Annotated in this window: 15 protein-coding genes; 14 read left to right on the top strand and 1 reads right to left on the bottom strand. The window is 36.1% G+C overall.

Going from position 1 to position 14,361, the window contains the following annotated elements:
- The first annotated feature begins 69 nt into the window (after nt 1–69).
- The 9 genes from nuoF to QWY86_RS11790 all read left to right on the top strand — a co-directional run bounded on the left by nuoF (nt 70) and on the right by QWY86_RS11790 (nt 9,904).
- Complete coding sequence (gene nuoF, locus QWY86_RS11830; protein ID WP_290242351.1) at nt 70–1,437, top strand: NADH-quinone oxidoreductase subunit NuoF; 1,368 nt, start codon at nt 70–72, stop codon at nt 1,435–1,437.
- A 122-nt stretch (nt 1,438–1,559) separates the two neighbouring features.
- Nucleotides 1,560–2,570: an NADH-quinone oxidoreductase subunit G gene (locus tag QWY86_RS11825; RefSeq protein WP_290242349.1), complete on the top strand. Its 1,011-nt coding sequence runs from the start codon at nt 1,560–1,562 to the stop codon at nt 2,568–2,570.
- Nucleotides 2,570–3,607, top strand: coding sequence for an NADH-quinone oxidoreductase subunit NuoH (gene nuoH / locus QWY86_RS11820; RefSeq protein ID WP_290242347.1), 1,038 nt, complete (start codon nt 2,570–2,572; stop codon nt 3,605–3,607). The genes QWY86_RS11825 and nuoH overlap by 1 nt, the downstream gene beginning before the upstream one ends.
- A 2-nt stretch (nt 3,608–3,609) precedes the next feature.
- On the top strand, nt 3,610–4,113 hold the full coding sequence (locus QWY86_RS11815; protein ID WP_154279595.1) for a NuoI/complex I 23 kDa subunit family protein: 504 nt from the start codon (nt 3,610–3,612) through the stop codon (nt 4,111–4,113).
- Nucleotides 4,114–4,278: 165 nt separating this feature from the next.
- Nucleotides 4,279–4,782, top strand: coding sequence for an NADH-quinone oxidoreductase subunit J family protein (locus QWY86_RS11810; RefSeq protein ID WP_290242407.1), 504 nt, complete (start codon nt 4,279–4,281; stop codon nt 4,780–4,782).
- Nucleotides 4,782–5,111 carry an NADH-quinone oxidoreductase subunit NuoK gene (gene nuoK / locus QWY86_RS11805; protein ID WP_010601897.1) on the top strand — a complete coding sequence of 110 codons (330 nt, stop codon included), beginning with the start codon at nt 4,782–4,784 and terminating at the stop codon, nt 5,109–5,111. Before QWY86_RS11810 ends, nuoK begins: the two co-directional genes overlap by 1 nt.
- Before the next feature lie 13 nt (nt 5,112–5,124).
- Nucleotides 5,125–7,026 carry an NADH-quinone oxidoreductase subunit L gene (nuoL, locus tag QWY86_RS11800; RefSeq protein WP_435406634.1) on the top strand — a complete coding sequence of 634 codons (1,902 nt, stop codon included), beginning with the start codon at nt 5,125–5,127 and terminating at the stop codon, nt 7,024–7,026.
- 19 nt (nt 7,027–7,045) lie between these two features.
- On the top strand, nt 7,046–8,527 hold the full coding sequence (locus QWY86_RS11795; protein WP_290242329.1) for a complex I subunit 4 family protein: 1,482 nt from the start codon (nt 7,046–7,048) through the stop codon (nt 8,525–8,527).
- A gap of 3 nt (nt 8,528–8,530) precedes the next feature.
- The gene (locus QWY86_RS11790; protein WP_290242327.1) at nt 8,531–9,904 is read left to right on the top strand and encodes an NADH-quinone oxidoreductase subunit N; all 1,374 of its coding nucleotides are present in this window, start codon (nt 8,531–8,533) and stop codon (nt 9,902–9,904) included.
- Between the two features lie 4 nt (nt 9,905–9,908).
- Here the strand turns inward: QWY86_RS11790 and QWY86_RS11785 are convergent, their stop codons facing one another.
- Nucleotides 9,909–10,598 (bottom strand): LytR/AlgR family response regulator transcription factor, encoded by a 690-nt coding sequence (locus tag QWY86_RS11785; protein ID WP_290242324.1) that lies wholly within the window; start codon nt 10,596–10,598, stop codon nt 9,909–9,911.
- A 232-nt stretch (nt 10,599–10,830) separates the two neighbouring features.
- On the opposite strand from QWY86_RS11785, the gene QWY86_RS11780 reads away from it, so the two are divergent.
- The 5 genes from QWY86_RS11780 to QWY86_RS11760 all read left to right on the top strand — a co-directional run bounded on the left by QWY86_RS11780 (nt 10,831) and on the right by QWY86_RS11760 (nt 14,312).
- Complete coding sequence (locus QWY86_RS11780) at nt 10,831–11,013, top strand: hypothetical protein (RefSeq protein ID WP_290242322.1); 183 nt, start codon at nt 10,831–10,833, stop codon at nt 11,011–11,013.
- A 179-nt stretch (nt 11,014–11,192) separates the two neighbouring features.
- A complete protein-coding gene (locus tag QWY86_RS11775; RefSeq protein ID WP_290242319.1) occupies nt 11,193–11,342 on the top strand; it encodes a hypothetical protein in 150 nt (49 codons plus the stop codon).
- 213 nt (nt 11,343–11,555) lie between these two features.
- Nucleotides 11,556–12,731, top strand: a complete 1,176-nt coding sequence (locus QWY86_RS11770; protein WP_290242317.1) for an ATP-binding cassette domain-containing protein — start codon at nt 11,556–11,558, stop codon at nt 12,729–12,731.
- 370 nt (nt 12,732–13,101) lie between these two features.
- A complete protein-coding gene (locus QWY86_RS11765) occupies nt 13,102–13,758 on the top strand; it encodes a DedA family protein (protein ID WP_290242315.1) in 657 nt (218 codons plus the stop codon).
- A 2-nt stretch (nt 13,759–13,760) separates the two neighbouring features.
- The gene (locus tag QWY86_RS11760; protein WP_231458761.1) at nt 13,761–14,312 is read left to right on the top strand and encodes an inorganic diphosphatase; all 552 of its coding nucleotides are present in this window, start codon (nt 13,761–13,763) and stop codon (nt 14,310–14,312) included.
- Nucleotides 14,313–14,361 lie beyond the last annotated feature (49 nt).

The following is a 14,361-nucleotide window of genomic DNA, read 5'->3' as shown; positions in this document are numbered from 1 at the left end:
GTCTGCAGTCGGGAGTCTTTATGATTCTTGGACTATAGACAATAGACTACAGACTATAGACTAATAAAAATGAGTCGCAAATTATTACTTGAGCATATAAACGTACCTGGCATCAATACTCTTGAGGTCTATCGCCAAAAAGGCGGGTACCGTGCCGTGGAAAAAGCCCTTAAAACTTTAACACCTGAGGAGATTGTTGAAGAAGTTAAGAAATCAGGCTTACGCGGTCGTGGTGGTGCGGGTTTCCCAACCGGGATGAAATGGAGCTTTTTGGCTAAACCAGAAGGAGTTGCACGCTATTTGGTATGCAATGCCGATGAATCTGAACCAGGAACTTTCAAAGACCGTTACCTGATGACTTACATTCCTCATGCTTTAATTGAAGGAATGATTGTTTCGAGTTTTGCCTTAGGTGCAAAGGTTTCCTATATCTACGTTCGTGGAGAGATGATGCCTCAAATCCGTATTCTGGAAAGAGCAATTGCTGAGGCAAAAGCTGCCGGATGGTTAGGTAAAAATATTTTAGGAACAGGTTACGATTTAGAATTATATGTTCAGCCAGGCGGCGGTGCTTACATTTGCGGTGAAGAAACTGCATTGTTAGAATCACTTGAAGGTAAAAGAGGTAATCCAAGAATTAAACCACCATTTCCTGCAATTGCGGGATTATATGGTTGCCCAACGGTAGTTAATAACGTAGAATCTATTGCTGCCGTAGTGCCAATTATTAATGACGGTGGCGATGAATACGCAAAAATTGGCATCGGTAGAAGTACAGGGACAAAATTAATTTCAGCATCAGGTAATTTAGTAAAACCAGGTGTTTATGAAATTGAATTAGGTTTACCAGTTGAAGAATTTATCTATTCTGATGAATATTGTGGTGGTATTGCAAATGGTAAACGTTTAAAAGCAACAGTTGCAGGTGGTTCATCTGTACCTGTTTTGCCAGCAAACTTAACATTGAAATATGCTAACGGTGAGCCTCGTTTAATGAGTTACGAATCTTTATCAGAAGGTGGATTTGCAACTGGAACCATGATGGGTTCTGGCGGTTTTATTGCTTTTGATGAAGACCAATGTATGGTTCGCAATACCTGGAACTTCGCTCGCTTTTATCATCACGAAAGTTGCGGACAATGTTCTCCTTGTCGTGAAGGTACAGGATGGATGGAGAAAATTCTTCATAAAATTGAGCATGGACATGGAAGCATGGAGGATGTGGATTTATTATGGGATGTTCAACGCAAAATTGAAGGAAACACCATTTGCCCATTAGGTGATGCAGCAGCATGGCCTGTGGCGAGTGCAATTCGTCATTTTAGAGATGAATTTGAGTGGCACATTAAAGAGCCAGTTAAAAGCCAACAACAAAATTATGGTATCGCGAGTTATGCAGTACCGATTGAGAAAACTCCGGTAACGGAAGAAAAATAAAGCTCAACGTCATTGCGAGGAACGAAGCAATCCTAATGCGGTAGACGTAAAAAATATAGAGATTGCTTCGTGCCTCGCAATGACGGCATTAAGCATAAAAAAATAAAAGATTATCATTAACCATGAGTGAAAAAGTTAAGGTTACGATAGACGGAATAACAGTAGAGGTTGACAATGGAACCACTATCCTAAATGCTGCAAGGCGAATAGGCGGTGATATTGTTCCACCAGCGATGTGCTATTATTCTAAGTTAGAAGGCAGTGGTGGTAAATGCCGTACCTGTATTGTTAAGGTAACAAAAGGTTCGGAAAAAGACCCTCGCCCAATGCCGAAATTGGTTGCATCTTGCCGTACAACCGTTATGGATGGTATGGAAGTGTTAAACATTACTTCACCAGAGGTTTTGGAAGCACGTGCAGGCGTGGTAGAGATTTTATTGATTAACCACCCTTTAGATTGCCCAGTTTGCGACCAGGCCGGTGAATGTGATTTACAAAACTTAGGCTACGAACACGGTTTACAGAAGACCCGTTACGAATTTGAGCGTCGTACTTTTGACCGTATTGATATTGGTGATAAAATTCAGTTGCACATGAATCGTTGTATTCTGTGTTACCGTTGTGTTTTCACTGCCGACCAAATTACGAACAAACGTGTTCATGGTATTTTAAACCGTGGCGACCATTCAGAAATTTCTACTTATATCCAACAGGCGGTTGATAACGATTTCTCAGGAAACGTAATTGATGTTTGTCCGGTTGGTGCTTTAACCGATAAAACTTTCCGTTTTAAAAACCGTGTTTGGTTTACTAAACCTGTAGATGGACATCGCAATTGCGACCACGAAAAATGCAATGGAAAAGTAACACTTTGGTATAAGGGTGAAGATGTTTTACGTGTTACTGCTCGTAAAGACCAATTTGGTGAAGTTGAAGAATTTATCTGTAATACTTGTCGTTTTGATAAAAAAGCAACTTCAGATTGGACTATCGAACATCCAACACACATTGATGATACTTCAGTAATTGCATCAAACCATTACGAAACATTAAAACCACTTCCTGTAATTAAGCCAAATGCGGCGTTACAAGCGGCTAATGAAATTGAGTTACATAAAACCGTAAAATACTAATGGAGTTAAGTTTTGTTATAGAAAAATTTATTCTGGTTGCCGTAATTTTCGGCATCAGTTTAGTTGTAGCCATGTATTCTACTTATGCAGAACGTAAGGTTGCAGCCTATTTGCAAGACCGTTTAGGTCCGGATAGAGCTGGTCCCTTTGGTATTTTGCAACCATTAGCCGATGGTGTTAAAATGTTTATGAAAGAGGAAATTATTCCTGCATCATCTAACAAATGGTTATTTATCGTTGGTCCGGGTTTAGCTCTACTTTGTGCCTGTATTGGTACGGCAGTTATTCCTTGGGGTAGCCCGATGGAAATTGGGGGCAAAATGGTTCCACTACAAGTTGCTGATATTAATGTAGGTGTATTATACATTTTCGGCGTGGTTTCTTTAGGGGTTTATGGCGTAATGATTGGCGGTTGGGCATCGAATAATAAATATTCTTTATTGAGTGCTATTCGTGCGGCATCGCAAAACATCAGTTATGAAATTGCAATGGGTTTGTCTATCATCGCTTTGCTTTTAATGACAAATACCTTAAGCTTAAAAGAAATTGTTGACCAACAACATGGCTGGCATTGGAATGTTTTATATCAACCACTAGGTTTTTTAATTTTCATGGTGTGCTCATTTGCAGAAACAAACCGTGCGCCTTTCGATTTACCAGAATGTGAAACTGAATTAATCGGGGGTTACCATACAGAGTATTCATCCATGAAATTGGGTTTCTATTTGTTTGCTGAATACATCAACATGTTTGTATCCTCAGCAGTAATGGCAACTTTATATTTTGGCGGATACAACTATCCAGGAATGGATTCGATGGCAGTTTGGTTAGGTCCAACCTGGGCACCGTTGTTTGGAACAGCTGTTTTCTTTGCTAAAATCATTTTCTTCATCTTTTTCTTCATGTGGGTACGTTGGACAATACCTCGTTTCCGTTATGACCAATTGATGAATTTAGGTTGGAAAGGGTTAATTCCATTAGCCATTGCCAACATTATAATAACAGGTATTGTGATTGCGATTATTGAGAAGTTTTAATTATGGAATCATTAAGTAATAAGAAAAAAGTACTGGAACAAAAGCCATTGAGCTTTATGGAACGTATGTACCTGCCTGCAATTGCAAAAGGTATGGGCATTACCATTAGTCACTTATTCAAAAAAGAGGCTACAGTAAGATATCCAGAGGTAGAACGAGAATTTTCTGCGAACTTTAGAGGCATGCACTCGCTTAAACGTGATGAGAACGGCAAAGAGCGTTGTACTGCTTGCGGTTTATGTGCATTATCTTGCCCTGCGGAAGCAATTACCATGATTGCTGCTGAACGTAAAAACGATGAGAAGCATTTATATCGCGAGGAGAAATACGCTGCAACTTATGAAATTAATATGTTGCGTTGCATTTTCTGCGGATTATGTGAAGAGGCTTGTCCGAAAGAGGCGATTTATTTAGACGGACCAATTGTACCAGCAGATTATTTACGTAAAGATTTTATTTACGGAAAAGATAAATTGGTTGAGGCTCCGTTGGAGATGAAAAAATAATTTTATGGTTCGTGAAGACACGAACCATGGCAATTGGCGTAAGCCTCAGTTCGTGTTTTCACGAAACGAAATATAAAATGGTTTGTGGAGACACAAACCATGGAACAGATTGCTTCGTACCTCGCAATGACGGACGAAGAAACAAATAAAACAAATAACAAATTAATGAGTACACAAGTATTCTATTTCGTAGCCACATTAAGTATCATCTTTTCGCTGATGGTGATTTTTGCAAAAAATCCAATCCATAGCGTATTGTACTTAATCCTTACCTTTTTCACATTTACGGTACATTATGTATTGTTGAATGCACAATTTTTGGCCGTTGTAAACTTCATTGTTTACATGGGTGCCATCATGGTATTATTTCTATTCGTACTGATGCTCCTTAACCTGAACAAGGAAACAGAGCCCGTAAAATCGCCATTGATTAAAATTGTTGGTGTAATTGCAGGATCTTGTTTAGCGGTAACCTTAGTTGGTTCGTTTAAAGCGGCAAGCATTAATAGTCCGCTGGTATTAAAAAACCAGGGATTAGGTTTGGTAGAAAACTTAGGCAAGGAGCTTTTCGGGCCATTCTTATTACCATTCGAATTATCATCTCTGTTACTATTGGCCGCAATGGTTGGAGCAGTTTTATTATCTAAAAGAGATGAGGTAGAAGCATAATGGAAAATTTAACTACACAAATGGCAGGCGTTCCGCTAAATCACTACATCTACTTATGTGCAATTATTTTCACGATAGGTGTTATTGGCGTGTTAACCCGTAGAAATGCAATCGTAATTTTTATGTCGGTTGAGTTGATGTTAAATGCAGTAAACCTGCTTTTAACTGCTTTCTCTGTGCATAGCAACGACCCATCCGGACAAGTTTTTGTATTCTTTATTATGGCGCTTGCTGCTGCAGAGGTTGCAGTTGGTTTGGCCATAATCGTAATGGTTTACAGAAATACGAAATCGATAGATATTAATGTTTTAAATCGCCTTAAGTGGTAAATATATATTAAGAATGACAATAGAACAATTGATTTGGTTGGTTCCTTTACTTCCCCTTTTAGGGTTTGTAATTAATGGGCTGGGCAGAAACTCTCTATCTAAAGGACTTGTTGGCATTATTGGAAGTGGTGTAATTTTAGCTTCTTTCATCATCAGCGTAGTTATTTTCTTTAGTTTACAAGGCGATACACAGAAATCTCACGAAGTATTTTTATTCGATTGGATTAGCGCAGGCGCATTACACATTCCACTTTCATTTTTGGTTGACCCATTGAGTTCAATCATGCTTTTGATAATTACAGGAATTGGCTTCTTAATCCACTTATATTCTACCAGCTACATGCATGATGATGCAGGATTTGGTAAATTTTTCGCTTACCTGAACCTGTTTGTATTCTTCATGCTGTTATTGGTATTGGGTTCAAACTACATCGTTATGTTTATCGGTTGGGAGGGCGTAGGTTTATGTTCATACCTGTTAATCGGTTTTTGGTACACAAACAGCGCTTATGCATCAGCAGCGAAAAAAGCTTTTGTAATGAACCGTATTGGTGATTTAGGCTTTTTGTTAGGTGTATTCTTAATGTTCAACTTTTTCGGAAGTTTGGAGTTTTCAAAAATCTTCCCTCAAGCGGCAAATATGTTGCCTGGAAATAATACCCTGGTTTTAATTACCATTTTATTATTTATTGGTGCTTGTGGTAAATCGGCACAGTTGCCTTTATTTACCTGGTTGCCAGATGCGATGGCAGGACCAACACCTGTTTCGGCATTAATCCACGCGGCTACGATGGTAACGGCTGGTATTTATATGATTGCTCGTTCAAGCGTATTGTTTGATCTTGCGCCATTTACGCAAAACATTATAGCGATAATAGGTGCTGCAACTGCACTGGTCGCTGCAATTATCGCCTTAACGCAAACAGATATTAAGAAAGTATTGGCTTATTCAACCGTATCTCAGTTGGGGTATATGTTTTTAGGCTTAGGCGTTGGTGCTTATACAGGTTCATTCTTCCATGTATTAACCCACGCATTCTTCAAAGCATTACTATTCTTAGGCGCAGGTTCGGTTATTCATGCCATGCATCATGAACAAGATATGCGCCATATGGGTGGATTGAGAAAGAAACTTCCGGTTACTTTCTTAACCATGATGATTGGTACCATTGCAATTGCAGGCTTACCGCCATTCTCGGGTTTCTTTTCAAAGGATGAAATTTTAGCGCATGCTTTCCAGGCAAGTCCTATTCTTTGGGGTGTTGGTGTGGTAACTGCATTCTTAACCGCATTTTATATGTTTAGAATGATGTTCCTTACTTTCTCTGGAAAATATAGGGGAACACATCACGAAGAAAGCCATGTTCATGAATCGCCAGCGGCGATGACTACGCCATTAGTCATTTTAGCAATTTTAGCTGCTATTGGTGGAGCGATTAATATTCCTCACGTTTTCGGTGGGAACGAGTGGTTGGCGCATTGGTTAACTGGTGCAGGTATTTCGCAACATGAACTAGATTTAAGTCATTCAACAGAATTTAGTTTGATGGGTGTTTCGGTTGTGGCGGCAATCATCGCTTTGCTTTATGCTTACACCAGATATGTAAAAGGTGCACGCGTACCAGTTGCTGATGAAGCACCACGTTCAGCATTGGCTAAACTATCTTACAACAAATTTTATTTAGATGAGATTTACGATTTCATCATTACAAAACCATTAGATGCATTTTCGAAATTCTTTTACAGAATTATCGATACTAAATTTATTGACGGCATTGTTAACGGATTGGGTTGGAGTACAAACGAAGCCAGTAAAGGCGTTCGTTTATTACAAAGCGGAAATGTAGGTTTCTACATATTTATGATGATTATTGGTATCATCGCATTGCTTGCTTATACATTTTATTACATATAAAAAGGGTTCAAAAATAATAATGGAACAACTTTTACTACTTATATTTCTTCCGCTTGTTGGTGCTATCATTACGGCATTTTCAGGTAAGTCGGCTAAAATCGTTTCGACCGTGATTGCGGTTGCATCTTTAGGCGTAGCCTTGTTTATTGCCTGTAACTTCATTCCAAATGCAAGTACACAGTTCGAGGCAAATTTACCATGGATTGCAGACTTAGGCATCCGCTTTCATGCAGGTATCGATGGTATCAGTATGTTGGTGGTTTTGCTAACCAATTTGTTAATCCCGATAATCATTTTGTCGAGCTACAAACACGACTATAAAAATCCATCTGCCTTTTACGCATTGATACTTTTTATGCAAGCTGGTTTATTATTGGTGTTTACTGCAATGGATGCTTTCTTATTCTACATCGGATGGGAAGCGGCTTTAATTCCAATCTATTTTATTTGCGCATTCTGGGGTGGAAAAGATAGGGTTCGCATTAACATGAAGTTCTTCGTTTATACGATTGCAGGTTCATTGTTTATGTTGATGGGTATTATTTACTTGTACTTACAAAACCCTGCTAACAATTTTGAAATTGCAGAATTTTATAAGTTAAACTTAGATAGTGCACAGCAAGGCTGGATTTTCTGGGCTTTCTTTATTGCATTTGCGATTAAGATGCCGATTTTCCCATTCCATACCTGGCAACCCGATACCTATACCGCTGCTCCAACTCAAGGAACGATGTTGTTATCAAGTATCATGTTAAAAATGGGTATTTACGGTGTAATCAGATGGTTGTTGCCAATTGTACCTACAGGTGTTCAAGATTGGTCTTGCCTGGCGATGGTGCTTTCTATTATCGGTATTGTTTATGCATCAATAATTGCATTTACACAAAAAGATGCAAAACGTTTGGTCGCCTACTCATCAATTGCCCACGTGGGATTAATCTCGGCAGGTATATTTGCATCCTTTAATCTTGGAAATCTTGGTCTACAAGGGATGCAAGGTGCAATGGTGCAGATGTTAAGCCACGGTATTAACGTAGTCGGTTTATTTTTCGTTTTAGATATTATCTTTTCTCGTACAAAAACCAATAAAATTGAAGAATTAGGCGGTATTGCTAAAGCAGCACCTCAATTGGCAATTGTGTTTTTAATCATCGTTTTAGGAACTGTTGCTTTACCAGGTACCAACGGATTTATTGGTGAGTTCTTATTGTTAATGGGTGTTTATCATTATAGCATTTGGGCGGCTGCCATTGCGGGCTTAACCATCATCTTCGGGGCCGTTTATATGTTGCGTATGTACCAGAACGTAATGCTTGGCAAAACAAACGAACTGACCATTACTTTCACCGATATTCAAGGAACTGAAAAATTGGTTCTTTATATTATCTGTGCTTTAATTATTGTTTTGGGTGTTTATCCAAAACCATTATTGCACTTAACAGAGGCATCTGTACAACATTTATTAGAACAGGTAAATCAAAAATTAACATCAGTAAAATAAGCAATGAATATTATTATAACCATTAGTATAACCGCTTTTATTGTGCTTTATGCAGGTTTGTTTAAAGCAAAGAAAGCATTATTGCCGCTTACCGTTGTTGGCTTACTTACTGCATTAGGCTTTACAGCTGCTGCATGGAATGGCAATGCCATTCATTTCGGAATGATGCAAACTGATAATTTTGCTCTGGCTTTTTCTGGCGTTTGCATCGTTGGAACATTGTTGATTTTCTTACTTACCCAAAACTATTTCCACTCAAAGAGCGATAACATAGCCGAATATTACACCTTAATTCTTTTCGCCCTGGCGGGGATGATTATGATGGTTTCGTACAAAAATATGGCGATGCTGTTTGTAGGCCTGGAAATCATGTCAGTGAGTTTATATATCCTTGCGGGTATCCGTAAAAAAGATTTTGCCTCTAACGAAGCTTCATTAAAGTATTTCCTAATGGGTGCTTTCTCTACAGGGTTTTTACTTTTCGGTATTACTTTAATCTATGGTGCGACAGGTTCATTCGATTTAGATAAAATTCAAGCTTACTTAGTAGAAAATAGCAAAGCGATTTCGTCAATTTTTTATCCAGGTGTTATCCTGATGATGATTGGTTTGTGCTTTAAAATTGGTGCTGCTCCATTCCATTTCTGGACTCCAGATGTGTATGAAGGTTCACCAACCTTGATTACGACCTTCATGAGTACAGTTGTTAAAACTGCTGGTTTTGCTGCCTTCTTAAGATTGTTTGCTGATGCTTTTGCACCGCTTCATGATTTTTGGGTTGTGCCTTTAATTGTGATTGTTTGCATTACTTTATTTATTGGTAATGTTACCGCATTGTTTCAAAAGAACTTCAAGCGTATGCTTGCCTATTCAAGTATTTCGCATGCGGGCTACTTATTATTTTCTTTAATCGTGATTAGCGCAAATTCGGAAAATAGCGTTTTAGTTTATGCAGCCGCTTATACCTTCGCATCCATCATCGCTTTTGCGGTATTAATCTTAGTGAAGCAAAAAACAGGTAGCGATAGCTTTGAAAGTTTTAATGGTTTAGGTAAGAAAAATCCTTTAGTGGCGATGGCACTAACAATAGCCATGTTATCTTTGGCGGGTATTCCCCTAACAGCTGGTTTTATTGGTAAATACCTGATGTTTTTGAACGTAATGGGCGAGTATCAAATACTATTAGTCGCATTTGCAGTATTGAATGCATTAGTAGGTTTTTACTATTATTTTAAGGTTATTGTAGCTATGTGGTTTAAAGATGGTGCTGAAGTTGAACTTTCTACGCCAATGCAATACAAAGTTGTTTTGGCAGTTTCAGTAGCCATTACCTTAATTTTGGGTATTTATCCTGCAATAATTTTAAATCTGATCTAATCTTTTAATCTAAAAAACTTAATAAATCATCCCTGTAGGTAGAAGTTACCGACAGGGATTTTTTATTTGAGAGGTATATGAAGCCGTCTTGATACTTTTCTATAAAAGCTGTAGATATAATAAATGACTTATGAATTCTTAAAAATCGTTTGAAAGATGATAGTCGCTCTTCAATTTCTGAAAGCTTCATTAGCGTTGTAAATTGTTTTTTTGTAGCATTAATGATTACATAATTTCCATTTGCTTCGATATAGATAATTTCCTCAAGCCAAATTTTCACTAATTCTTTACTGTCTTTAATTTTGAATATGATGAATGGTTTGTCTACCTGTAAGGTTTCAAAAATACTTTTGGTTGCCGATATGAATTTTTTGTAAGCAATAGGTTTTGATAAGAATCCATTTGCCTTTAAATCATAACCATCTATTGCATAGTGGAGATGCCCGCTCATTAAAATTAGAAATCTGGTTTTATGCCTCAATTTAGTGGCAAGCTCTAAACCTGAAAGCTCAGGCATTTCTATATCCGTAAATAAAATGTCTATTTTATCCTGACCGTTTAATATGTCGCTCATCGCATTTTTAGGGTTTGTATAGCTTTTTACAAATTTTAAATCCTTTGTATTGGTTATATATTCCTTTATCTGTTCAATAACTATTGGGTCATCATCTATTACGATGCAATTTAGCGTCATCTTCTCTTCGTTTATTTTGAAAGCATTTACCGAAGGGATGATTGGTAAAATTTAGTGTAACAAATGTAAGACAATAATTTAGGCTTAATTTATTGTTTTTTAAAATTTCATCCTTGAAAAACACGATTTCATCCTTGAAATGAGAAAAGGAATATTCTTTTTGCCAGTATTGTACTACAGAAACAACTGGCCAGAAGTTTTTAATTAATGTTAAACTTAAATTTAAAACAAAATGAAAAAATTAAAAATTAAGCAAATGGAAATTCTTGTAGGTGGCGGCATGAATCAAAGAAATTGTATGATTGCTGGTGCTACAATTATTATTGGAAGTGGGGTAGGTCTTCTAGGTTTTGCAGGTGGATTTGTTCTGTCTGGGGGAGCATTTTTAGCTGCAATGAGTGGAGACTGTTTTTAATGAAGTGATTAATATCATGAAAAAAAGGGAAGCATATTTTTTTTTCATTACAATAATTTTAAGTGTTGTAATTATCATATTTAATGACAAGTATGATTTCTTAGATCCTAGCTGGAAGTTTTTTTTCATGATAATAATTTTTATGTACAATGGGGTTGAATTAATTAAATTAATAAAAAGTGGTAAAGATTTCAAATGAAAAAATGTCTTCTGTTAATGGAGGAGCAAAATGCATATATCATGTTGCAGGTTTATGGCTTGGATTGATTGGTGTAGCGCTAAATGCTAATGCGGTAATTGAATGCTGGAACAATAGCCATTCAGAATAAACAAATTGTTTACAGAAGGTTGGTTTTTAGAGTGCCTTCTGTAAGCATTTCTCTAATTAATATTTAACAAATGCATATTAATAAAAATATTTATTTATACACTGGGTTAGCCATTAGTACAGTTATACTTATTTTTATTATCAATAATTGGTTAATTACAAGAGAAACTTACTATAATACGTTTCAAGAGCAAATTTAACTGCTATTCCGTTAATGGGTTTTATTGTCTGGAAATACAATGCAAAATTATTGAGGGTAATAGAAGTTATGAGCGGTTATGCTGCTAACGAAAGTAATTACATTGATAATATTCAAGGGATAGCCGTTATTAAATCAATTAACAAGGAAAGTCTTTTTAAAAATAGAATAAGCGCATATTTTGCTCAGTTTCAAGCAAAAAGTATTAATCTTGGTAAAACAGGAAACCGCTTTAATTTGATAGTTGAAGTTTTATCAACCATAATAGTTATTGCAATAATGGCTGAAACGGCATACCTTACCTTAGAAAAAACATTGAAAATTGGCGAAATGATGGCTATACTTTCAATTGGTATAGGAATATTACCATCATGTACAAGGTTGATGTTAACAAACTTTCAACTCCAAGAAGCCAAAGTTGCATATAATAGAATGTATGAATTTGCTTCTATTGAACCAGAAGACACTCAAACTACTTTAATCGAAGATGATGAATGGGATAATAGGCTTGAACATTTAGAATTAAGAAACTTAACATTTCGCTTTGCTGGCAGAAGTCAACTGTTAAAAAATATTAACCTAAAAATTAACCATCACGAAATTGTAGCAATATTAGGTGAAAGTGGTTGTGGGAAAAGCACTCTATTTCAAATTCTCCAAAGATTCTATGTACATGAATCGGGGTATATCTTAATTAACGGAAAATTTAGCCTAAATAACTTATCTACAAAAAGGTGGAGAAGTATAATTTCTGTAGTTCCTCAAGAAGTTAAAATATTTAACTGCTCAATTCTAGAAAATATATGTTTAAGTGATAATGAAGATGATTTTAAGACAGTTTTTGATTTATGCGAAGAGCTTAAGTTAGGTAATTATTTTAACCAATTTCCGAGTGGCTTATTTACAAAGGTTGGTGAAGATGGTTTAAATCTTTCAGGCGGTCAAAAGCAAATTTTAGCATTTTTAAGAGCGCTATTTACAAAACCACAATTATTATTATTGGACGAAGCAACAGCAGCTCTTGATCCAAAAACAGAACAATTCATTTTAGAATTATTAATAAAATTGAAAAGCAAAATGACTATTTTAATGATTGCGCACAAAGACAGTACAATAAAAATAGCCGATAGAATTTATGAAATTAACAATGGAGTAAGTAAACATCAAAAAGAAAAGAGTGAGATTCATTAAGATTACTTTAAAAGAAATTCTATATTGGGTAATACTCACTACTGCTATAAAAGTAGTTTATCATTCACCAATATCAAAATCTGTTGTTAATTAAACTTATAAAAGTTTAGCATGTAAATTTAATTTAACATTTTTAATTAACTTGGCTATCATTGATTTGATAAATATGAAAAAAGACACTAACTCTTTCTCTTTTAAAACGGTTTTGCTGTTTTTTGGAGATTTTTTTATATGTTTATTGTAGCGAGAAAAATTTGGGGGAGATTTTATTTTGTCTTGAAATCTTTCCTGAGTTATAATTGTAATGGATAATAAAGACATCAACCCCTCTTTCTTTAAAAATTATTTGTAGTTTTACGAATAATTCAATATGCACGATTTTTGGACTAACCTTCAGCATCTAATCTCTCCCGAAAAACTATTGAGGGAGGGCGGATTCTATCTTGTTGTGTTTGTTATATACGCAGAAACGGGCTTGTTTTTTGGCTTTTTTCTGCCAGGCGATTATTTATTATTTCTTGCAGGTATGTTTGTTGCGACAGGCAAACTCGATGTAAACATTGCGGTTTTGTTAGCCGGACTATGTGTGGCTGCAATTTCAGGTAATTTTACAGGTTATTGGTTCGGGCGTAGAACCGGTCCTTTGCTATATACCAGAAAAGACAGCTTTTTCTTTAAAAAACGCTATTTAAAAGCCGCAGAGAATTACTACAACAAGCAAGGTGCGTTTGCATTAATTATGGGCAGGTTTGTGCCAATTGTAAGAACTTTTGCGCCGATTTTTGCTGGCGTTGTAAAATTAGATTTTAAAAAATTTGCGCTTTATAACGTTGTTGGTGCATTGCTTTGGATTTGCTCGCTCACTTTATTAGGCTATTTTTTGGGCAGACGATTTGAAAAACAAATAAACGATTATTTATTATATATTATTATTGGCTTCATCCTTATCACAACTATCCCATTATTAATTACCTTTGTAAAAAATAAAGTATCAACTGCTGAAGAGGAAAAGACAGATTTAAATTAAAAATGGCAAAAGAAGAAAACCACGCTTGGCATAGCGTATCACCTGGAGCAAACGTACCAGAAATTGTAAATGCAATTATAGAAATTCCAAAAGGCTCAAAAGCCAAATATGAAATAGATAAAGAATCAGGTTTAATTAAATTAGACAGAGTTCTTTTTTCATCAGTAATGTACCCTGCAAATTATGGCTTTATTCCACAAACTTATTGTGATGATAAAGACCCATTAGATATTTTAGTACTTTGCTCGGTAGATGTTTATCCAATGACGGTTATAGAGGCTAAGGTTGTTGGTGTAATGCACATGGTTGATAATGGCGAGCAAGATGATAAAATCATCGCTGTTGCAAAAAATGATATGTCGGTAAATTACATCAACGATTTAGATGAATTACCTCCACATACTATGAAAGAAATTGTTCGTTTCTTCCAGGATTACAAAGCATTAGAAGAAAAAAATGTAACGATTGAGCACTTACTTGGCGTACGTTATGCACACAAAGTGATTAGAGAAAGTATAGAACTATACAACACAACATTTAGAGAATTAGCTTAATGGATTTACCCACGGTCTGTTTGTTTTTAAATTTAAAGTTAAACGCAAT

It is taken from the genome of Pedobacter aquatilis (assembly GCF_030409415.1).
In the GTDB taxonomy this organism is placed as follows: domain Bacteria; phylum Bacteroidota; class Bacteroidia; order Sphingobacteriales; family Sphingobacteriaceae; genus Pedobacter; species Pedobacter aquatilis.
Note: the sequence above shows the minus strand (reverse complement) of the source record. Positions and strands in the feature narration are given on the sequence as shown.